Genomic DNA, 24,012 nt, shown 5'->3' with positions numbered 1-24,012 from the left:
ATCATAATTTTAATAAATTTATAGAGTTTCGAGCTTGTTTTATTAGAGAATACGGAAAACCGTAATTTTTAATAAATATAAATTTTTAAATTTATTAAATGATATTATCATCAGTATATATTATTGACCATTTCTTATTTGAGGATGCTCAAGTTTTAAATTTTGGCGGACATAACTTTTATTCATTTTCAATAGATAAAGATTTGAAAAAAATATATGTTACAGTCACTCAAAATCAATCTTATATTCCTGAATTTTGGAATAAAAACATTCAGAACATTTCTGCAATAGTTGGGTCTAACGGAACAGGTAAAACAAATATCCTGAAAGCTATAAATAAGTCTTATAAGGATAAAACAAAGAGCATTTTTATTTACGAAGATGTTTTAGAAAATGACAATATAAAACTTGTTATACATAACAGAACAGCAGATTTTGCGGATGAAAACAGAACACTTGAAGGTTCTGAATATGAAATTATTTTAACTAACGTTGAAAACTATGTTCTCTATAAAGCAGAATCCGTAATACCGTTATACTATTCTGCCATTTACGACACGTCAATTCCAGATTTCTATTCATTATTGCCACTAGAATCAGGAAGTATTAGCAAAAATCTTTCTAATATATATTCTGACACTATTTTAAAGCAAGTTGCTTTCTTAAATAATCCAGTTAGTAAATTAATAAAACAATCTTTTCCAGATTTTCCTGTCTATAATTTGTTTGAAATCAGTGTGAAAAATTTAAATAAAAGAAATTTCACCCAAGTTTATAGTGATTCTAATATAGGAAATCCTGAGAAAATAGAAACACTTAAAATTAATATCGAAAGTGACTTAATGGAACAAAAATTTGGGAATCCAGAAAGTTTATTAAGGCACTATATATCAATAATTGGTAATGATAATTTATTTGATACTTTACAACAGATTTGGAATTTACCTCAATATAAAAATGAGTTAACTGAGAAATCTCATATTGTTCCTGACTCATCAAACTTTATCAAAAATTTTGAAATAATTATTCTATCTTTTTTAACGTTAAATGACACATTTATTATCACCGGAAGCAATGGAAGATTTGATTTTAATAAAATATTAGAGTCTTCAAATTTTGAAGAGTTTCTAGATAATTTTTTGAAAAAATACATAATCAGCCAAGATAAAATTTTTGAGAGTAATGAAAGCGATATTAAGCTTGAGAACTCGAATGAATTGATTAAAATTATTTCTTCAGCGTATGAAAGAATCACTCAAGTTAATGGTATCGATACATCGATGTTTAGAGATAAAATGCTTAGAGATATTGAAGGCTTACATAATATATTAGATTTCTATAAATTAATAAACGAACTTCAAATCCATAAAGAATTATCAAGCCTTAATTTTTTTATCAATAATGAAGAGATAGTTGAAAGCTCAGAGTTATTTTTTGCTTTATATTCTAAAGTTGTTGATTATTTCAGTAATATTCCCGGTATAAATCCGGATTTTTTGGAGGTTAGAACTGATATTAATCTTTCATACGGAGAAAAGTGCTTACTAAATCTATATTCTACGATGTTTAATTTTACAGTAAGTAATGATCATACTAGGAAAAGAGAAAATTACCTTGTAATATTAGATGAAGCAGATTTAGGCTATCATCCTATGTGGAAAAGAAAATTTGTAGACGCTTTAAACAATACTCTACCAATAATTTTTGAAGAATTAACCCCATTGATTTTCGAAGGTAATTCTTGGCTTCCAAATCCACTTTATTCAATTCCTAATATTCAAATAATATTTACTACTCACGATCCATTATCATTATCAGATATACCCAATAATAATGTTATCTACCTCAAGAGAAATCATGGTTTTACAAAGGTTCTTGAATTTGATGATATCCAGCGTCCAACCAAAACTTTTGGAGCCAACATTAGTGATTTGATTGCTGATTCTTTTTTTGTTACGGATGGCTTGATTGGAGATTTTGCTAAAGAGAAAATTGAGAATATTATTATTAAATTAAATCAATTAATAGAACGTAAAAATACTAATCAAGTTATTGATATTACAGAGGAGGAACGAGATAAAATTTACAAAACAATCAGTATTATAGATGAACCTATTATTAAAAATAAATTGATAGAAATGTACAATTCTGTCTTTGACATCGCTATTGAAAATGAAATCCAAGAACTTGAAGAAAGAATTAAACATCTAAAAAAATTAAAAGGCAGTCAAAATGATTAGTATTAGAGAGTGCGTTACAAAAGCAGATTTACGAAAAGTAAAAGATAAACATATCAGTTTTGTCTCCAAAGAAATTGAAAAAAGGATAGATTTTTATATAAATTTATTTGAATCAATTAATTCTTTTAGTACAGGTACAAAAGAAATTACTATAAAAAATGCAGTTAATAAGTTTATTCATGTAAAACAATATAATCCTTTTATTAAAATAATTTTTGCTGATCAAAAAAAATTTGATGAAACTAAATATTTAAATTTAAAGAAAACTCTACTTTTTAAAGCAGCAGCTCAAAATATTAATCTAGTTATAGAAAAACTAAAAAAATTAAAGTCTAAATATAAATTAATTATTGGCTTAGATTTAAGCTTAGCTAGTCAAATCAAGTTAGATTATTATAATAATTTAAGAGATATTTATTTTGAACCAATAGATTTTCTATTAAAAAAGATCTTTGATTACGAAGAATGGTTTGAAAATATTGCTCCTGATAAGGACTGGGGGCCTTATCAACTTACTCAAAGTTTAGGAATAAAGGTTTGTAGCTATTGTAACCGACAATATACATTTAGTTTATCAAAAGGTAAAAATAAAATTACCCGACCAGAATTAGATCATTTTTTACCGAAAAATGAACACCCATTATTAGCTTTAAGCTTTTTTAACCTTATTCCGTCTTGTACAATCTGTAATAGAGATTGTAAGGGTAAAGTGTCTTTCTCTTATACAGATTATTTTTCGCCGTACGAACCAAATCCAAAACATGAATTACTAAAGTTTGACTATATTCCAACTTCATATTTAGGTTCAATTGGCGAAACAGACGAAATAAAAGTTTTTGTCAAAAATGATGGAGCCAAACTTGAACCAGGCTTAAAAAATAAACTAGACAATACTTCAAAGATATTTGAGCATAATACAATCATAAACGAACACAAAGATATTGTTCAAGAAATAATACGAAAAAGACATATTTCTAATGATAGTTATATTCAATCTCTTCAAAAAGCTTTTCCTGAAGCTAAACTTACACTCGAAGAGGCATATAGATTAGCGTATGGTAATTTTTATAATGAAAAAGAATTTAACAAAAGACCTTTAGCAAAATTGACTAAAGACATTGCAATTTCTATTGGAGCCTTAAAAAAATATTGTAAATAATTATGAGTCTACAAATAATTGCTATAAAACCTTTAAAAGAATGTAATTCTGAATATTTAAAACTTTTGAAAGAAGATTTTATTTATTATTTCTACAGAGAGTTTTCAATAAATCCAAATAGCGATGAAGTTACTTTTAACAGTAAAAGTCCCGAAGGATTATACAATATAGTTAATCTAAATAATAAAGAAATAAAAGTTAATATTTCGGCAGTTTCAGGTAAAAATGGCTCTGGAAAAAGTACTTTAATTGAACTATTATTCCTTGCTATTAATAACTTTTCGTATAGGTTTAACAAGAAGAATAAAAAAGCAAATTTAACTTATGTAAATGATGTAAAAGTTGAGCTATATTTTAAAACTATTGAAACAGTAAGCAAAAAAGAAATTGTAAGGTTTTATAAATTAAAAGTTTATGACGATACAGTTGAGATTAATCAATATAAAAAAATTGGAGATAAATTCGTTATTGGAAGAAAGATTGAGGAATCAAGTTTCAAATTAAAAAATTTCTTTTATACTGTTACTATTAATCATTCTCATTATGCATATAATACTGATGAAATGGGAATTTGGTTGGATGGATTGTTTCATAAAAATGACGCCTATCAAACTCCCCTGGTATTAAACCCTATGAGAACCAGAGGAGATTTTGAAATTAACAAAGAGAATCATTTGGCAAAGTCACGACTCATTGCAAATTTAGTAAGGCCATCGACAAAGTTTGATTTCAGAAAACTAACGGATTATTTAGAAGCAACAGAGTTTAAAATTACTCTAAATGATACTAAGAAACATAAAGTTATTTATAATCTACCTATCAAAAATAGTGAAAAGAAGGAAGAAATTAATCTTCAAAATCTAAACATAAATGAAGATTTAGTTTATAGAAAACTTAATAAGTATTACAAGTTTAAATATGATAACAATTCTAAAGAAGAACTTCAAATTGCTTTTGATTATTTAAAATATAAATTGGTAAATATTTGTGTAACTTACTCTGATTATGAAAAATATTTTCTAAAAGAGTTGAAGAACTTTGATGAAAGGCTATTAGACGATTATTTTAAAAGACTATTTGATGAAGATCAAAGTCACATAACATTTAAATTAAAACAACTACTAAATTATTTACGTTTCATTGATTACGCTGGTAGTATAAAACTTATCGAAGAGCAAAAAATTCCAGTAAAATCGATTTCTGATTTTATTGCTAATATTAAAAATGAAAAAAAATATTTTCAAATCAGTTTTATAGAATTGATTCCTCCCTCAATTTTTAGTATTGATATATTATTAAAAACAAATAAAGGTAAACTTACTGAATTTAAAAAATTAAGTTCAGGTGAAAAGCAAATGATTTATTCAGTAAGTTCAATTCTTTATCATTTAAGTAATTTAGACTCCGTAAAAACCACAGCTACTAAAACAGCATATAACAATATAAATATTATACTCGAAGAAATTGAACTATACTTCCATCCGGAAATGCAGCGCAATTTTATAAATCATATTCTTAATAGTATTTCTGGGATACAATTAAATAATATCAAAACAATTAATTTTTGTTTTGTAAGTCACTCTCCTTTTATACTCTCAGATATTCCTCATCATAACATAATGTTTTTGGAAAATGAAGAAGATGAAGCAATTCAACTCTTTGTGGAAAAATCAACATTTGGTGCTAATATTCACGATTTATTAAAAGACGGTTTTTTTATGGACAAGGGCTCTATTGGAGAATTTGCAAAAAACAAAATTTCAGAGACTATTAATTGGCTTAATGATTTGAAGGATAAAAAAAACAGAATAGAAGAGTTAGACAATCTTAAAAAATTAAATACAAGACAAATTATTGAAAAAAGACAGGTTAGTGAAGTTATTAGAAGCCTTTCCTTCGCAAACAAAGATCACTTAGAACTTATCAAAATAGTCGACGAACCAATTATCAAGAGTAAGTTACTAGAAATGTATTCTGAGATTTTCAGTAATGACGAAAGAATAATTTATTTAGAAAAAGAGAAGAATAGAATTGAGGAAGAAATCAAAAAATTAAAGAGTGAATAAAGAAACCAATCCAAACTTTGACTTCGTCAAAATACTAAACGAAGACAAAACGTATAAACTTCTTTTCCCAGAAAGGGAAGTGGGATTGGCTATTGTTCTAATTTTTGAGAAAATTGAAAACAAAATCTTTGAGGATGGTAAATTCACAGAAAAAGATTTACATGAAGCATTTGAACAGATTTATATAACCAAAGAGCGCTATCCTAAAGAAGTATACAGTGAGCAGATAATGAACTTACAAGAATACTTCTTGGATTATGACCAACAAACTCAAAAGTACTATTTCAAAGATTATGCATATAAGTTTTGTAAACACGCAAAAGAAACTTTACAGGGAGCCTTTAACCCAACCCGAATTCAGAAAATCTGTATTCATCTGACAAACACTTTAAGAAACTCTAATGATCTTAAATTTTGGTTAGAAGATGAGTTTAAGAAATACGAACCCGACTTAAGAGAACAAATAGACTTTCTTGATCGCCAGATTTCTCTATCAATAGACGACTTAAAGAAAGAAACCAATCTGTTAAACCAAAGCTTTATTGATGTTTTGGTAGCAACCGAAGATAGTTTGACAAAGTCCCAATCTCATGTAAAAGAATTACGATCCGCTTATTCAGAAACCAAAACTATGAGAGGTTTATTAGAACAGAAAGACAATTCTGATAATGATATTAACACCTTGATTTCTGAGGTACATTCTTTCATTAAATATATCAATGACCGATTAAATTCAATTGACCGTAAATTAGACAGGATTCAGCCTAAAATTCGCCAACTTTTTTCAACTTTAAACAAGCCTGCCTTCAATTCGAAAATTGAAAAATTTATTTCATTTCTTCTTAAGAATAGCGTACTGGATAATAAAAAAAATATTATTTTTACTCAGGGCATTCCCTGTCCAGTCATACATATACCTACACCGAATTTTACCATAATTAGTAGAGATAAGGAACTGTTTCCGCCTAAACCAAAAGAAAGAAAACAGTATAAACAGAACGAAAAAGTTATTCGTGAAAACAAGGAAAGAATGCTTGCTAAAATTAAGGAAATTGATACGATTCGAAAATGGGAAAATTTTATTTTATCTGAAATAGCATTGAGAGACCAACTTAATTTGTCTGACGTATTTTTTAGAATTTTAAAAGAAGAAAACAATAGCCAGATAGCCGTAACGGTTCTTTTTAACTTGATAAAACATATATACGGTAATCCTGAAAAATTACAGTTAATTACAGAAAAATCATTAGTGACAAATGATGAATTTAAAAATGTTTCACTATGGAAAATGTTGATAACAAAGCTACAGTAAGTGATTTTTTATATGCAGAAAATGCAAAAGAATTTTTTGCAGAAATAGATTATCTTTTAAAAGATGGAATGCACTTTCAGAAACAAAGTAATCAGATTCGTTATTTTAATTTTATCGATAAGAACATTGACAGTCTAAAGCTTTATTATCAGGATTTTTTTGATGTAGAGCTTTCTGAAGGAGGTGAAAAACCAAATAATTATTTCTTTTTAGATTTTTATGGTAATAGTCGTGGAAACATATCTCCACGACATAGGGAAATATTGAAAAGTGAGTATGTAATCATTGGTTTTATAATCTATAAAATCATTTATATTGATAAGGAAATAGATTTAGATTCAGTTCAAAAGCTAAAAGAAAAAATAAGAATTGAATATGAAGACTTTAAACCAGGAATATATAGGCTAATTGCAAAATCAAGAAATATTACTCCGGGAAATCTTAATGATAATGCAATAGACAATACAATACAATCAGCATTGGAAGAGTTTAGAAAAATTGGCTGGATTGAATTAAGTAAAGATGAGTTTGGCTTACTTCCGGCTTTTGACAGGCTGATAAAGGTTTATGAAGAGTATATTCTGAATATTGATGAAACACTAAATGAATTGAAATGAAAGACTATCCAAGAATAAAAAGGTTATCTACTTTGGGAATTGTTCATCATCAGAATTTTGATTATGAATTCAGTTCTTTCAGAACAGATTTTGTTGGAGAAGGAGGAGCAGGAAAAAGTATGATTTCCGACCTTCTGCAATTGATTTGTGTGGGAACAAAAGCATTTCATTCTCCAACAAAAGGTACCGGGCCAAGAAATCCACAAACGATGGTGCTACGAACTGAAGGTAAAGGAACAGATATGGGATATGCATTTATCAATATTGAAAAGGATGAAAATCAATATTTGGTTATAGGTATTTATTTGGAGAGTTCAGGCACTTCTAATATGTTTATTATTCAGGACGGAAATAATTTTGAGACGGATACTCAGTTGATTCCATTTTCGAAATTGTTGGGTGTTGAGGATTTTCAAAAGAACAACATCATTTTTCCAATTAATGAATTAAAAGAACACATACAGAATAATCTAAACCTTACTTGTGTATCTTGGGAAAGAACAGCTAATTATCATAAGATACTTTTCAACAATAAAATATTACCAATAGATCTTTCGCTCAACAGTAAAACTTTAGATAATTATGCTAAAATCATACAGGCTTTTTCCAGAGAATCTTTAGATGTTAGTAAAAGCTATAGTTTACAATCTTTCTTATTTGGAGATGATAAAGAACAAGAATTAATTAAAAAGTTTTATGATACCGTAGAAGAATTACAAGAAGACACAAGACAGTTTGAAAATAATTTGGAAGAAATAGAGTCGTTAACCATCAAACAGACTCAACTTAGTAAGTTACTGGATTTAAAAACTACAAAAGAAGATGCTCAAATATTATATTTAAAATCTTCCTACAAATACTATATAAATCAAATTTCCATAAACTCGAATAAACTTCAAACTCTGTTAAGTGATTATTATCACAGTCTACAATCATTTCCTTTGTTGAAAGAAAATGTTTACGAAAAAATCACTTGGATAAAAAAAGAGTTAGAAAATATAGAATCAAAATGGGAAGAAGCTTTTAAAGCTAAAAATGAATTGGATAGTAAAATATTTAAAAGAAAAAAATTCTTCTCGTGGATGCTGGCGTTTAATTGTTCACAAGAAGAGCTTATAGAAAAGTTCAATAAATACCATAAATCGAAAGATACTATAAACAAAATAAAAGAATTAGAAGAAATTTTAAAATCTAAAAATATTCTTACTGCATTCAAAAGTAATGAGTATAAGGAGAGAAATATCGTCAATCAAATTGATAAACAACTTGAGAAGTTAGAAAGAGATTTAGAACTTAAGAATAAACTCAAAGCTTTAAATAATATTGATGACAAAAATTCTTTGGCTCATTGGGCTTTAGAATCATCAAGTGAACTAAACTTGAATCAGGAAGCCATTATTCGTAAATATCAGAATGAAGGTGTTAAAATAGAAACTCCGGTTGATTCCTCCAAAAGATATATTCCCACTCCTGAAGCGTTACTAAACAATATTGTTGTATATAAAATTGAAGATAAGGCGTTTTGGCTTAATCTTAACGGTGTTATTGAATTTTTTTCAACGGATTTTTCTCCAATTTTCAATACCCAAGATAAAAGTAAGATAAAGGAACATTTTGAAAAAGAAACTACAAGTATTCTAAGTGATATTACAAGCTTAGAAAAAGAGATAAAAGAAAAAACAATTTTAAAAAATGTTTTCGAGAATTTAGAAAACCCCGATGGATATCTAAAAGCGTGGAATACTCAAACAGATTTGGAAGACCAACTTGAGACTCACGAAATGTACGATATAAATACAGAAGATTTCTTAGAATATTCCAATCTCTATACTCAAAATTCCATTGAGGAAGTTTATAAACAAAGTAAAGCGGTTTATTCTGAATTAAATATCAAGAGAAGCAATTTAATAACCCTCAAAGATAATTTAACAAGAGATTATGAAAACTTCTTTACGCCAGAGACTAGTCAAGAGATAGAAAATATTAAAAATAATCACGGTTTTGCTTTCGAAGAAAATTTTGACAAAAAACATTTTTTCTCTTCTATGTTAGATACTGAAGATTATTATAAAGAGTTCAATAAGATTTATCTTCAGGAAAAATCAAAATATGACACAACGGAAGATATCATTAAATTGGATAAAAGAATTGTAGAATTGACTTCAAACAAAAATGAGATATATTCACAAAATATTGATGCTTTAAAGGATATTTCCGATTCTTCAGAGGAGTTAACCCAGCAACCAATAGAAGAATTTAAAAACAATTATGATTCAACAAAAAATAATTACGATTTAGAATATAACCTCTTAGTTAGACAGTACTTAAAAAATAATGTAAATCGCTTCGAAAATACTGGAGACTTCCAGTCTTTATGTGAAGAGATTTTGCCATCCGAAATTTTGAATGACATTACCATATTAGAAAAAGAAGTTATTGAAAAAATAGGTAAACATCTTAAAGACATTAACTTAAAGAACCGGAGATTAAATAGTCGAAAACTTCAAAAACTTGCCGTTATCGTTGAAGAAGTATCCAGTGAAGTAAGTGACCAAAGAAATGATATCAGATTAATCAATAATTTTCTTAATTCTAGCGAAAAAGAAATAACAGGAGGTCACATAGTAAGTCTAGAGGATTTTAGTGAAGATTCATTTTCTTCTGGATGGATGAATACTTTTACCGATAATATTACTAAAGATTTTGAATTAGGTTTGGATGATTCATTATTTGAATCAGAAAAAGGAATTTCAAATGATTTGGAAAGATTTCCTTCTTTAAAAGAAAAATTATTAGAAGCATTTTACAGATCGGGTGGTTCGAGAAACTTAAAGCCAAAAATTGAAGAACTATTGAATCCGAAATCGTATTATAATGTAAAATTTTCAATTAAAACAAATCAAGGGAAAAAGAACGATGGCAGTACGAGTCAGGCGTATGCTGCGATTGCTTTATTATGTATTGCGAAATTATCTTTATTAAATAAACAATTAAAAAATAAATTTATTGAATCTATTCGGTTTATGGCTATTGATGAAGCAGAAGGTTTAGGAAGTAATTTTGATATGCTTTACAAAATTGCTCAAGCAAATGACTATCAGTTGCTGTCTCTATCTATTAATCCTAATAAAATTGATATAGAAAAACAAAACATATACTTACTTCATAATAGTCGAGAGGATGAAAAAGTTAATTATGATCCAATACCTATTTTTGGATCAACATTCAATAATTTATAAATTATGAGAAGCATTGAATGGAAGCATTTAAAAGGTCTTCATCAACTTTATGAAAATGGAAAGACTAAATTAAAAATTCTCAATAACGAGTATATTAATTTAGTACTGTTCAAGCAAAAAAAACTAATTAAGTTCCAAGAAGGAAATCATTCTGTTGTAATGGTTACTAACAAAAAAAGATTTGCAGATTTTTATGAGCAGAATTATTTAAAAACCTATAAATACTATGATGATTTTTTTACAGATTCCGGTATAGAAAATAACGCAAAGAAAACTTTCACAGAAGAAGATTTAAAAGCATTGGTCTTCATTTATTATAATAGAGAAGAGCTTAGAAATAATCTTACGACTCAAAAGAAATTCTCTGCGCAAGTTTTTAAATATGAAAATTCTAAATATTTGGAGAATAAACCAAGTTTGAAAAATGCTGTTTTACAATTGTTAGAAATTAACGTATTTCCAGAAGTAGATCCCAAAAATCAGCAATGGAGATTTATTGTCGATTGTTTAGATCCTAAATTCGTAGTATTATGCGAAAATCTTGATTGTCTTAAAGTGCCTATAGAATATCAGGAAAACAATATAGAGTTATGGTATGTAGGCGGAAATAATACAAAACCTTTAATACATATTTCACAAGACAAGTTAAACCTTCCGATTTATTATTTCTGTGATTGGGATTATAATGGTCTAAGTATTTATTCTCGGATAAAACAGATATTTAATGATAAGAACAAGAATATTGAGATAATACAGCCACTACCAAACGCCAAAAGGTTACCTGTTTCCGTAAAGCATCATAAAAGTGAATGGAATAAAGCTGATTTTTCCAATTTGACAAAGAATCATTTCACAGAAACTCAAGTTGAATTAATTAAGGAACTTATAACAAATGATGAATGGATTGAGGAGGAGTCTATGGATTTAATAGCAATTATGAAGGAAATCAATATTTAATATATAGTAAACAAAATGGAGCAAATATATAATTCAGATAAACCGATTGATGATAAAAATAAGGATCGATTTAACAGAAATAAATTTTCTTCTAGAATATCTCAAACCATAATCAATAGAAAAAGTGATGAAGGATTAGTCATAGGACTATATGGAGTTTGGGGTGAAGGTAAAACTTCAGTACTTAATATGATTCAAAATGATTTAGAAGAGAAGGATGATATTTTTGTGGTAAAATTTAATCCTTGGAGATTTAAAGATGAAGATTCTCTGATCTTAAATTTTTTGAAAAATATTTCAATCGTACTAGATAGGGATTTAAATAATGCTAAAGAAAAATTCGTAGGATTTATAAAAAAGTATGGGATTGGAGTCGGAGTAGGTGTGCTAAATATCGATTTGACCAAGATTGGAGAAGCTCTTTCTGATACAGAATTGGAGAAATTAAAAGATCGAGTAAATGCATTTTTAAAAGAAAGTAAGAAAAAAATTGTTATAATTATTGATGATATTGATAGACTGGATAAGCAAGAATTATTTTCATTGTTTAAGCTAATTAAATTGACTGGAGATTTTTCAAATACATATTACATATTATCTTTTGATGATGAAATGGTTGCTTCTGCGATTGGAGAAAGATATGCTTCAGGAGATAAATTATCAGGATATAATTTTTTGGAAAAAATTATTCAAGTTCCTTTGAGAATACCACAAGCACAATCACAAGATTTACTAAATTATACTTTTGAGTTATTAAATAATGCATTTTCGGAAAATCAACTGGATCTACAAACTGAGGAGGCTCAAAAAATTGGGTCATTGATATCTCAAAATATTCTTCCAAGAATAAAAACGCCTAGACTAGCCATTAGATATGCGAATTCACTATCTTTTCTAATACCACTATTAAAAGGAGAAGTAAATAATTCAGATTTAATATTGTTTGAAGGAATTAAAATCTTTTATCCGGAATATTATCAATTTATTAAAAATTATCCCACATATTTTATTGAGTCTTACTATGGATATCGAGACTCTAAAGATAATGCTAAGGCTGAAGAATTAAAAAAAGAACTGGAAAAAAAAAGTTCATCATACTCAAATAATGACAAAAAGGCAATTGAAAACTTACTGAAAGAATTATTTCCTTATACAAAAGAAGTTTTTGAAAACTATAGTTTTAGTAATGGTGACATTCGCTGGGAGAAGGAGAAAAGGATTGTATCACCCAAATACTTTAATAGATATTTTGTTTATAGTGTATTAAATGATGAAATTTCGGATGTATATTTTGATGAATACATTAAGTCTCTTACAGCAAAAAGCTTTGAAGAACTATCTAAGGAAACACTAGAAATAATTAAGAGAATTGGCCCTAATGATTTTTTAAGTAAAATTAGCTTCTATGAAGAAAAACTAAATTGGGATGAAAAGAAATGTCTTGTAAATCTGATAGCAGATTCACAAGATCAATTTGAGGGAATGAAAGGAGGGACATTTATGTTTGGATTTCATAACCCAAGAAAGGAAGCTGGAAGATTCATTGCCAGAATGCTTCAATCTCAAAATGATGAAAACGAAAAGCTTATTTTAGCTCAATCTTTATTAAAAATAAATATTCCGTTTACTTTTTCAAGCGAATTAATGTGGTGGTTTAAATATGGTAAAACAAATGGAATTCCAACATTTATTGGAAGTGATTTACAGAAATTAGAAAGAGAATTCATTGAACGAATCCTAGAAGAAGCATCACTTGATAATAGTAATATTTTTATAAAATTTGAAATTTCAATTTTCGCAGTACTTGACTATTGGTACGATTATGATAAAGACCAAGTATATCAATATTTTGAAAAGAACCTTTTAGAAAATAATAAAAATATTAGTAGAGATATAATAAATGCTCTCACAAGCACTATATATATTTCATCAAATCCAGAACCTTATAAAGTTGATTTTAAAAAGGATTCTTATGAATTATTGAAAAAATATTATGATGTAGATAAATTATATGATGCTTTAATGGCAAATTATAAAGAAGAAATTGAAGAAGCAACTGTGCAATTTTTTGATATGGATGAAGGCCAAAATGAGTATAATGCAATGAGACAATTTGTTCATTGGTATAATGAAGATAAAAATAATTTGATCGAAGATAATAATCAATAATCTATTAGAGAACTTAATGGAAAATAGTCTTGGCAAAATTCAAATAGATGATAAGGTTTATTTTGCCGAATTGCAAACAAACCTTAAAGATGTTTTTAACCTTAAAATTTTAGAATTTGAATATACAGGTAGAATCAAAATTGATATTTGTATAGGATTTTTTGAGAATTTTGGTGAAATTACTTTAATCGCGGGAACAATTGGCTCAGCATCAGTCGGAGGTTTAGAGATTCATAGTTTTAAATTTGAGTATCTTATAAAAGGTGTTCATTTTCTTAAAATTGAAGATATAAAAGCTAATATTGTTAATTTTGAATCAGAAATTTTGAAAAAGGTATTTACTGATTCAATTCTTGATTTTGAGGGTAATCACAAGGAATTATCACTTAAACCGATAAAACTCGTAAATTCTTCCAGAATTAAAGTTAATTATTACAATGGTAAGAGAACAAGCTGGGAACGAAAACTTAAATATGCCGTTACTCAATATAAATATTTAAATGTAAAACATCTTGGAGGAGCAATAAATATTTGGGACTTGTGCAGATTGTTGGACAGAATTAAAGATTTATTCTACCTTATCGGATTTTCTGATGAAGAGTCAGATATTTATACATTCTTATACTATAATGGAAGAATTAAACAATATTTTGAACTTTTCGGTTGGAATTATAATATAAAACCTTCAAGATTTACCTATTTTAAAACTTACAATTTAAATTTTTTAGAACTTATTAGCCCAAATTCTATTTATGAATGGATTTTTAATGAAGAATATCAAAAATTATTTAAATTATTATTTGAAAAACATTTTTTGAAAGTTCATCATAGAGAATTGTCTTTTATAAATTCAGTATATGTTTTAGAAAGGTTTCACAGAAAGTTTATGCTGAAAAGTCTTCTTTTGATAAAAGAATAAAATATTTTCGTCAATTATTTGAACAGCTTTTACCTGAAAGAATCGATGTTAATCAATATTTAAACAAAATTGAACAAACTCGACATAATATTTCACATTTTGAAGATAAAAACAATGTGTTTAAAGGAATTGATTTATACTACGCATCTATATATATTGAGATTGTTATAGTAATTTCAATACTTGAAAAAATTGGAATAAAATCTGAGCAAATTATTTCTCTAACTACATTTTCTAAAGAACATATTGACGGTATGTATTTGCATAATAAAAACTTGGAATATACTTTTCCATCCGAATTGTTTAAATGATTTATGAATAAAAGTAACAATTTAGCTTGAATATAAGCGAATTATTAATATGTCTGAAAAATTTCAAATCTAGATTGGCAACTAAAAAAATAAAACAGAAAACAAAGATATTCGCTGACAAGTCCAATAGCTAAATTTCCATAAGGCTTTCTTTTTTTTCTTCTTTTCTTTTAAAAATATTTCAACGGTGAATCTCAGGCGCAAAGAGACGGATTAAATTCCTAGTTTTAACTCAAAAAACTTGTTCAAAATTTAGCAATCTTTACTTGCAAATCCGAACGGAAATTTCTACTTTTACTACGTAAAATTTTTATATTGGATTTTACCGCTTTTTGCAAATGCCCTATTTAAGGCCTTTCACAAGATGCTACAGCGAAATGCTTATCAATAAAAGGACGGGAAGAAGTTACAAAAACCCTCTCTCTCCCGTTGGTTAAGAAATTAAAATAAGAAGCCTTTAAATACAACCAATTTAAAGGCTTTTTTTGTGTTTATGATTGATCTAAAAAACTAATCAAGTATTATAGAAAAAAGGGCTTTCTGCTAATTTTTTGATTAATAAAGGGTATGTCAGAACCTTAAAAATAAATAATGAAACATTATCGCCAATTTTTATTATACTATTTTTCAGCCTATCACTAACAGACTGTAACAAAACTTCGGTAAACGGAGATTTTAGTATTTCAGAATTTAATACTTTAATCTCAGGAACAGGAAGTTTTAATGTACGACATGCTTTTGAAATGGATAACAAATTTTATACTGAAAAAACATACGATTTTGTGTATGATACTTTTGTATGGAAGAAAGAAATTTATGATTCACGGCAGTTTAGGGAGTTAGGGCTTCCCCTGTATTGGACAAAAGTCAATCTTACTTTTTAGAATCATAAAAAAGTAGTCGGAGATTCATTAATCCTGATAAAAAATAACAGGAAATTTATTTTTAAAAGAGCGAAAACGACTGAATCATAAATACACGAAAGTGAAGTTGCGAAAGGGCTCTATAGTATTTACTGAGATTTTTCTACAGTGATCTCATTACACTCTTTGACTATGAAGTATGACCACTCAATCTAAAAAGCGAAACTTTACATCTGAAAATAAGTGTGTTTGTATTTATTTATTATTGGCCTGGAAAATTAAACACTGAAAAGTAATGGGTCATGGATACTGCAGGACCAAAAAAGCGTAATGAGTTGAATCGAAACATACTAAAAGAATCATTACTCCGTTATATACAATACAGTCCTGTAATGTACAGGAAATTTCAATATTCTCCTTATTCCAACACACGATTTTAGCATATCTGTTTGTTCGCATAAAGTAGATCAATCATGATACAGTATGTCACAAAAATTAAAATTCTCATCTGCCTCCGGTTCCCGTTTTTATGCAACCGTACGAAGCAGGGTAGAGCAGTATTTCAGTCAGCATCAGATAAGTCAGCATGCCAATAACCGAATGTGGGGCAAAGCTGTCTTTTTCCTTATGGGATTCACGGGAATTTACCTTATCATCATTTCCGGGCTTTTACCCCTTTGGATGCTTTTGCCATTGTCAGCATTGCTGGGAATATTCAGTGCGTTTGTAGGGTTCAATGTGTGTCATGATGCGATCCATGGTGCACTCTCAGGCAATAAGAAAGTCAATAAAATCTTCGGATTTATTTTTAATCTGGTCGGCGCCAATCCATACGTCTGGAGTATTACCCATAATGTGGTTCATCATACCTATACCAACATACCGGGACACGATGAGGACATTGAAGTCGCACCGGGATTGATCCGGATTGCTGAAGAAGACGAGGTGAACCCTATTCAGCGGTATCAGCACTGGTATGCTTTTCCGCTTTACAGCCTGGCCTCGCTGTCGTGGGTATTTCGTAAAGATTATGTAAAGTTTTTTCAGAAAAAAATCGGAGCGCATCAGAGTAAACATCCCAAACTTGAATATTTTAATTTATTTTTCTACAAGGCACTTTATTATTTTCTGTTTATTGTATTGCCATTACTGGCGCTGGATGTAAGTTGGTGGCAATTTCTGATCGGTTTCCTGCTTTTACATATTGCCCAGGGGCTGACGATGGGATTGGTTTTCCAGCTGGCTCACGTAGTTGAAGGAACCAATTTCCCGGTGCCCAACGAAACCGGACAGATAGAAGAAGCCTGGGCGGAGCACCAGATGCGTACAACGGCAAATTTTGCAACCCATAATAAGCTCGCCGCATTTTTTCTGGGTGGGCTGAACAGGCAGATCGAGCATCACCTGTTTCCTAAAGTCTGTCACATCCATTACGGGGAAATTTCGGTTATTGTGAAGAAGACTGCATTAGAGTTTGATCTTCCCTACATCGAAAATAAGAGTTTTTCATCGGCACTGCGGTCGCATTTTCTAACGCTCAGAAAATTTGGTAAAGAAGCTGCAGTTAATTGACCGTTGGGTAATCAATAAGTGTAATCGTACCATGAAATCAGCATTTTAGGCAGAATGTTTTATAAGCATTTGCTTTTATTGTTTGGGATATCCGGACGATTTATTGTCTACCTGTACAAATAAAATAAAATGAGGTGTTAAATATTTTTTTTTATGATTTTTATCATTACTTATTTTAACGAACGGTTATTTCCCACTTCACGCTTTGGCTATCCATAATTCTTAAACCGGGCTCTCTGTACCGGTTTCTTTTTATTCGTACTTTATTGTGAAGTCGGTAAATCAAAATCTTCGGTATCATTCCATCTGCTGTAATAGTAGTAAACCAATTCCCGTTCAGGTAAATAACGGAGAATAAAATGTATACAAAATGGCAATCAGTTTTTGAGAAAACTATTTTCCTGTCATCTGTTCTTCTGTTTTTGCTCCTGATGATTATTGTGTTCAGAATGATATTTTTTCAAATATAGTAGAGAAATAGCAATATCTCTTACTTCGGGAATTACAGAAAAATGCACAGAAACTTTGTTATGCTGGTAATCGGAAGGTTTACTGATTCATATAGATGAATTCATGAAGCAGCATCCAGTATCAGGAGCTTAACTGTCATCAATACTTAAAGCCGTTCCTGCTCTTCGGTTTTTTTACTGCTGGACTTCATCATTTCGCCACCAAAATGGTATTTAAACGAGAGCCCGATAATTCTTGAATACGGTTTGTCATTATACCTGTAATCTGTAATGTCGGATAGGGATCGGGCTCTATACCTATTCGTATTAAATACATCGTTTACAGATAACTGAGCCACCAGTTTTTTATCCATAAAATACTTTTTAATACCCAGATCAATACTACCTGTAGGCTTTGTGATATAGATGCCTCTCAGCTCTGATGAGTAGAAATAAGCAGCAAGATTAATGCTGAAATCAGAAGATAGTGACAAGTCCTGCTGCAGGGAGGCTGATAATGCCCATAGTTTTTTGATTTGGTCACCCTTTGACTGCGATATGGGATAAGAAGTATGACTCAGTTCAGAGAAAAGCTGGATTTCCCAAAACGGGAAAGGCTTAAACGGTACAGATGCCGTAAAGTCAAAACGATGGCGTTTACCGAAGTTGTCACTTTGGCTTTTAATACTAACCCCATTATCATCAATAATGAGTCTTCTGTTAATATAATTGACACTTTGGTTGTATGATGCCGAGAAAATATATTTGCTTTTCAGACTGTAGGAAAGTGATGAAATCCAGGCCAGTTCGGGTACAATTCCGGGGTTTCCGGAATAATAGAAGTAGGGGTCAGAGTACCAGCGGACAGGATTCAGATCTGCATACGAAGGTCGGTTAATTCTTCTGCTGAACGATACATTCAACTTATTACTTTCATTAAGAAACTGACTGATGGAAATTGAGGGAAATAGTGTTATGTATTTCCATCTGTTGGTAATATCCTGCTTAACTGTATAGCCGTATGCATGGGTCTGCTCTAAACGTAAACCGGCATCAAGGGTTGTTTTACCAAAAACTCTTGATCCTGAAACATACGCAGCAGCAATTTGTTCACGGTATTTAAAATGATTACTCATTGCTTCGATTTTCACAAAATTTCCAGCCTGTAAACTATCAAACCTGAATTGGTTATCATTTTCAATTTCAACATACTTAATACCTGTTTTAAAGTTGAATTTTTTAAAAGGCAGATCGGCATCAGCTTTTACAGAGATAATTTTTATAAATCCTGGCTGATGGGATTTCTGTTGGGACTTCTGCTGAAAAGAGCCGTCAGGACTATAATTCCCCGTCACCATCAGTCCGTCTGAAAAATTGCGGTAAGAAGTATGACTGGCATCAGCTGTGATTTTTTTTCCTAAACTGTCCACATCAAACTGATAATTAAAAAGTACAGAATTGTAATGATAGGGTTCGTGAATATTGTTGTCTGAATGAAGATAAGAGTGAAGTTTGCCCATCTTATTAATCCTGTTCAGTATAGTACTGTTGGAGCTTTTAAAATCGTCAAGGTAGCCGTGATAGGCCACACCGATTTTATGTTTTGGCAAAAACTGCCATTCTGTACCAGCCCGCCATGTGTAATATTTGATTTTGTACCTGACCTCACTATCTTTATCCAACTGTAGCAGATTGCCTTTATCGTTTATCGTATTAAGGGTTTTGTTCTGCCGGTAACTGTGCGGAGTGTTGTAATCAAAAGAGCCGTACAAACTTAGTCTTTCAGTACGCAGGCTTGTTGAAAGATTTTGGTTGGTCATCCATAATCTACCGTAAGAAACAGATGAACGCAGATCTACCGCATAGCCTTTTTTCAGAGATCTTTTTGAAATAATATTTATGATTCCCGCATTTCCTGCCGCATCAAATTCTGCGGACGGAGCGGTAATGAGCTCTATTTTTTTGATGTCTTCCGCACTCATTCCTTTCAGGTAATTTGCCAGCTGGCTGCCCGATAGATACGTCATTTTTCCATCAATCATTACACTTACAGCAGAAACTCCGCGAAAAATGATTTCTTCGTTTTGACCGACAGTTACTCCGGGCAGTTTTTTAAGCATATCCAACGCCGTTTGTCCTGTGGTCAATGCAGAATTCTCTACATTAAAAGTCAGTTTACCTTTATCGGCTTCCAGTATTTTCTTTTTACCTGTTATCACGATCTCCTGTACCATTCTGGACTTTTCTTCGAGAAAAATATCCAAAACGTATTCTTTCTGAACTGATGAAATATTAATCGTGTCGCTTGTATAATCATTATAACCGGGATGAGAGAATTTGACTGTATATCTGCTGTTCTGACGTACTGGTAACCGATAATATCCCAGACTGTCTGATTGTATATACTGTTGATCGTTGAGGTTATCTATGTTTTTAATCTCAACCTTAACGTAAGGAACCTCAGCTCGATTATCTTTAACTTTTCCTTTCAGAACAGACTGTTGTGCTGACAAAGACTGGCCTGCAAACATCACCGTTAATACAAAAACGATATGGAAAATAGAAGAACTCACTATTTTTTAATAGATTATGTTATAAGTGTAACTATGTCGAAAAAAAATACTTCTTCTAATCTCCACTGTAATAAATTCTGCCATAAACACATAATTTTTTTAAGATTAATACCATTCAAACAGAACGGGCTGCTTATCTTTAGTTCTTAATTTATTAAAGCAACTGTATTGCAAATATAAAAATTATTTCTTTTATGCAATTATGTTGCGTTATTTTTTTAATAAAATGAAAGGACATGAATTCTGAGCAATTGGAAACTGGAAGTAAAGAAAATCTAAACTTGGAAAAAATTGAATTTGTGGAAAAATTACCGGTTTTTGGTATACCATGTGGGTACAGTCTCATACGTAGTGAATCATATATCATCTTTTAGCTTGTATGTAGCATCTGGAGTTTCATTTTGAAGGCTTCATTTATTCTTCTGGTCATAGCAGACTTCCTGTGTTCTCATTATTATCTGTTAATTCGGAAGGCTTATCACATATACTCTCATTAATCTTCAGAACTGAACTTACAATATCTTTTGTGTTTTGATCAGCTTTTTCTTCTGCAGCGATGGACAATATTCACTGATTGGAATTGGTCGATGGGTGCTGCACAAGTGTAGAACGTAGGTTTTAATGATTCATCTGTTTTACATTCCGGACAGGTATTCGGCTTACTTTTTGCCTCGAAATCAGCAAATACCATCTTATGAATTTTAAATCTCTTTTTTATGTTTCTTCTTTCCTGTTTTTTACCGGAATCACTGCAGTCCAGTGCCGGAGTGATGGGGAGAGTGATGATCCTGCCAATCAGGACGGAGCTGTCGTTTATGCCGCCGGCCGTGAAGATTATAAAGCCAAATACTGGAAAAACGGAAAAGAAGTATTACTGGCAAAAGGTTCCGGCAGTTCTGACGTTATGGGAATGGTCGTTGTAGGGGATGAGGTACACAATGTAGGATATGAAATCAATTCCGCAGGTAAATATGTCGCCAGGTATTGGAAAAACGGAGTGGCTACAGACCTGACGGACGGATCCAGGGATGCTTTTGCCAATGATATTTTCATCAGCGGAAATGATGTCTATATTGCCGGGCAGGAAATGAAGTCGGGTGAAACGACCTACGCAGCCAAATACTGGAAAAACGGGGTGCCGGTTACCTTAACGGATGAAGCACAGAATGTCATTGCCACAGGCATTGCCGTAAGCGGAAACGATGTTTATGTGATCGGGGAACGCAGGATGGCGAACTGGCTCACTCCGGTCACCTGTTATTGGAAAAACGGACAGCGTACGGATCTTTCGGATCAGAGTACAACTGCAGATCAGCAGGATATCACGGTATCAGGCAACGATGTGTATATGATGTGGTCTGTTGTCTATAACAGTTCGGGACAGCTTCAGACAAGTTATTCTAAAAATCTGGCAGCTCCCACCCTTATTCAGGACGGAACTTCCTATGCAGGTGGAACGGCCATTACTGTAAAAGGAAATGATGTCTATATCGCAGGCACCGGTACCCTGTCTAACAGTCAGTCTTTAGTTTCGAAATATTGGAAGAACGGTTCACCTGTTACACTGGGCTCAGACGGATCTGCTGCTTTAAGCCTCTATCTGTCAGGAAACGATCTGTATGTCGGAGGATACCAGCAGTCCCAGAGTGGTGGATCCGCAGCCGTTTACTGGAAAAACGGCAAAGCAGAGAACCTGACAAACGGTACGGGAAGTGCCATGATCAGACAGATCTTTGTAAAAGAACAATAAGTTGTTAATGGTTTTCTCAGCACTTGACAATATCAAATTTAAAAAGGGTTTTTCTGAATAGAAAACCCCTTTTTGCTGTTTTAAAAACGGGTAGATTTGATTACCTGTAAAGAGTGAGCAGAATTTTGCCTGGAAAAAAATCAGCTGCTTCAGTTTTACGTAAACTTCTTTCGATTCATGTTCTTTATTATGCTGTTAAACCATTTTAATTTGGAAAAGTCCGGGAGAATATTTTAGCTCAATTGATCTTCCTGATCATTTCATGACCATAAGTAATTTTTGTTATTTTGTTTTATCCCTTTTGTTATTTCCGAAAATGAAAAAAGCACATAACAATCCTATAACAGTAAAAATCGCTATCACGAAGCTTGTAATAAAATCATAAAATAAAGAGCCCTGAAAGTAAAACAGATCACCGGACAGAAACAGTTTACTTTTCTCCGGGTTTTTCTGACTGTAGAAAATGACAAAATCTTTTTTCCTGATTTTCTCCGAAACTGACTGGGAAAACTCATTTACCCGTTCATCATTTTCCTGAAAATTCCAGAAAGGGTAATATTTTTTCATGGCATCGGATTCTGTCTTCTTATACAATTCAGTACCTGCCTTGTAAGTATAAGAAACATCCGTATAGGAATTACCCATTCGTTTGTAACCATTGTGCCAGGCAGTCAATGCTCGTATTTGTTTTGCCTCGGTTGCTTTCCAGTTCCAGTGAGATATTTTGAATTCCTGGATTTTGAGAAAAGGTGAAAGGGACATCACGATAATAAGAACGAGATAAATGACACTTAAAATAATTGAAAAATCCCTGATCACATAACGGAAATCAGTCTTTATATCTTTTAAACGGTTAAAATGAACAGCAACCGTTATCAGAAATGAATATAAAAGATAGGTTATGGGGTTTTCTATAAAGACACAGATGATGACAAGTGCAGCCATCCCGAAATATCCTAAGAACCTGAAAAAATGATCTGTGAATTTTTTAATCATACTGTTAATGCTTACCTGTAAAAATTACATGCTCCATAAGCTCCATTTTGACTGGATTACTGAAGGATTGGCTTCTTTTACTTTATGGTAAAAGGTAAGAAAATTCCTGTTCCAGACAGAATAATTGTGAGTAAATCTGAACACAACTTCTTCTCCCTGATGACTGATTTTAACCTGCCAGATCCTGCTGTTATTAATCTGGTAAGAAGTTTTGCTGAGTTCCGTAATATCTTCTAAACTAAATTTTGCAGTCTGACTGTCCTTATTTACAGCATAAAAATACGAATCGTCAAAATAGAAATCGTCTGCAGAAACCATCTTTTTTTCAAGACCCAATAAAAACGGACTTCCTGAAATCTTAAGCATGCCTTCAGTACCTGAACTGCTGTACTGTACATTTTGACCTGAAGGCAGTGATATAAAGTATTTTTTATAGACCTCACGGAAAACCAACAGACCAAAAATAAGTCCTGAAACTGTAATGATGATAAGATAGATATCACCTGACTCTGATAGTGTAAGCGTCACTGCCGTAATTAACAAAGCATACAGCACTACCATGAAAATAATCCTTTTAATCATTTCATAAATGTAAGATTTATAATCCTCCCAATACAAAAAATATCCCATCCTGTTCTTCCGGACAGAATAGATCTTAAATATATCGGCTTCCAGGATTTTTCGGGATTCTGAAAGCAGCCTGCAGCCCAGATATACAAAAGTGTTTAGAAATTATAAACGTCATGACAGAAGATAATTCCGTTAAATTATTTTTTAAAATAGCAAGTATGATGATAAATGAATTAAATTAGCTTTACTT

The 24,012-nt window shown here is 30.9% G+C and carries 15 protein-coding genes; 12 read left to right on the top strand and 3 right to left on the bottom strand.

Features of this window, described 5'->3' with window-relative positions; all coding sequences use genetic code 11:
* The first annotated feature begins 98 nt into the window (after window positions 1–98).
* The 11 genes from AC2A07_RS03295 to AC2A07_RS03245 all read left to right on the top strand — a co-directional run bounded on the left by AC2A07_RS03295 (window position 99) and on the right by AC2A07_RS03245 (window position 17,424).
* On the top strand, window positions 99–2,240 hold the full coding sequence (locus AC2A07_RS03295) for a hypothetical protein (protein ID WP_484049195.1): 2,142 nt from the start codon (window positions 99–101) through the stop codon (window positions 2,238–2,240).
* A complete protein-coding gene (locus AC2A07_RS03290) occupies window positions 2,233–3,399 on the top strand; it encodes a hypothetical protein (protein ID WP_484049194.1) in 1,167 nt (388 codons plus the stop codon). The genes AC2A07_RS03295 and AC2A07_RS03290 overlap by 8 nt, the downstream gene beginning before the upstream one ends.
* 2 nt (window positions 3,400–3,401) lie before the next feature.
* Window positions 3,402–5,465: a hypothetical protein gene (locus AC2A07_RS03285; RefSeq protein ID WP_484049193.1), complete on the top strand. Its 2,064-nt coding sequence runs from the start codon at window positions 3,402–3,404 to the stop codon at window positions 5,463–5,465.
* A complete protein-coding gene (locus AC2A07_RS03280; RefSeq protein ID WP_484049192.1) occupies window positions 5,458–6,777 on the top strand; it encodes a hypothetical protein in 1,320 nt (439 codons plus the stop codon). Before AC2A07_RS03285 ends, AC2A07_RS03280 begins: the two co-directional genes overlap by 8 nt.
* Entirely contained in the window at window positions 6,747–7,394 is a 648-nt protein-coding gene (locus AC2A07_RS03275; protein ID WP_484049191.1) for a condensin complex protein MksE, read from the top strand. The genes AC2A07_RS03280 and AC2A07_RS03275 overlap by 31 nt, the downstream gene beginning before the upstream one ends.
* Entirely contained in the window at window positions 7,391–10,633 is a 3,243-nt protein-coding gene (locus AC2A07_RS03270; protein ID WP_484049190.1) for a DNA repair protein Rad50, read from the top strand. The genes AC2A07_RS03275 and AC2A07_RS03270 overlap by 4 nt, the downstream gene beginning before the upstream one ends.
* A 3-nt stretch (window positions 10,634–10,636) precedes the next feature.
* Window positions 10,637–11,590, top strand: a complete 954-nt coding sequence (locus AC2A07_RS03265) for a toprim domain-containing protein (RefSeq protein ID WP_484049189.1) — start codon at window positions 10,637–10,639, stop codon at window positions 11,588–11,590.
* A gap of 15 nt (window positions 11,591–11,605) precedes the next feature.
* Complete coding sequence (locus tag AC2A07_RS03260) at window positions 11,606–13,759, top strand: KAP family P-loop NTPase fold protein (RefSeq protein WP_484049188.1); 2,154 nt, start codon at window positions 11,606–11,608, stop codon at window positions 13,757–13,759.
* Between the two features lie 16 nt (window positions 13,760–13,775).
* Entirely contained in the window at window positions 13,776–14,678 is a 903-nt protein-coding gene (locus AC2A07_RS03255; RefSeq protein ID WP_484049187.1) for a hypothetical protein, read from the top strand.
* Window positions 14,594–14,989 (top strand): HEPN domain-containing protein, encoded by a 396-nt coding sequence (locus tag AC2A07_RS03250; RefSeq protein ID WP_484049396.1) that lies wholly within the window; start codon window positions 14,594–14,596, stop codon window positions 14,987–14,989. The genes AC2A07_RS03255 and AC2A07_RS03250 overlap by 85 nt, the downstream gene beginning before the upstream one ends.
* 1,346 nt (window positions 14,990–16,335) lie before the next feature.
* Entirely contained in the window at window positions 16,336–17,424 is a 1,089-nt protein-coding gene (locus AC2A07_RS03245) for a fatty acid desaturase family protein (RefSeq protein ID WP_484049186.1), read from the top strand.
* A 616-nt stretch (window positions 17,425–18,040) separates the two neighbouring features.
* Here the strand turns inward: AC2A07_RS03245 and AC2A07_RS03240 are convergent.
* A complete protein-coding gene (locus tag AC2A07_RS03240; RefSeq protein WP_484049185.1) occupies window positions 18,041–20,446 on the bottom strand; it encodes an outer membrane beta-barrel protein in 2,406 nt (801 codons plus the stop codon).
* Window positions 20,447–21,140: 694 nt separating this feature from the next.
* Here AC2A07_RS03240 and AC2A07_RS03235 point away from each other — a divergent pair.
* Window positions 21,141–22,196: a hypothetical protein gene (locus AC2A07_RS03235; RefSeq protein ID WP_484049184.1), complete on the top strand. Its 1,056-nt coding sequence runs from the start codon at window positions 21,141–21,143 to the stop codon at window positions 22,194–22,196.
* Window positions 22,197–22,478: 282 nt separating this feature from the next.
* On the opposite strand, the gene AC2A07_RS03230 is transcribed toward AC2A07_RS03235, so the two are convergent.
* Together AC2A07_RS03230 and AC2A07_RS03225 are read right to left on the bottom strand one after the other, a co-directional pair.
* The gene (locus tag AC2A07_RS03230) at window positions 22,479–23,192 is read right to left on the bottom strand and encodes a hypothetical protein (RefSeq protein ID WP_484049183.1); all 714 of its coding nucleotides are present in this window, start codon (window positions 23,190–23,192) and stop codon (window positions 22,479–22,481) included.
* Window positions 23,193–23,216: 24 nt separating this feature from the next.
* A complete protein-coding gene (locus tag AC2A07_RS03225; RefSeq protein ID WP_484049182.1) occupies window positions 23,217–23,774 on the bottom strand; it encodes a hypothetical protein in 558 nt (185 codons plus the stop codon).
* Between the last annotated feature and the right edge of the window lie 238 nt (window positions 23,775–24,012).

Source organism: Chryseobacterium sp. HNCC26DJ238, from assembly GCF_057180465.1.
The sequence above is the reverse complement of the archived record's forward strand: the minus strand, read 5'-3'. Positions and strand labels throughout refer to the sequence as shown.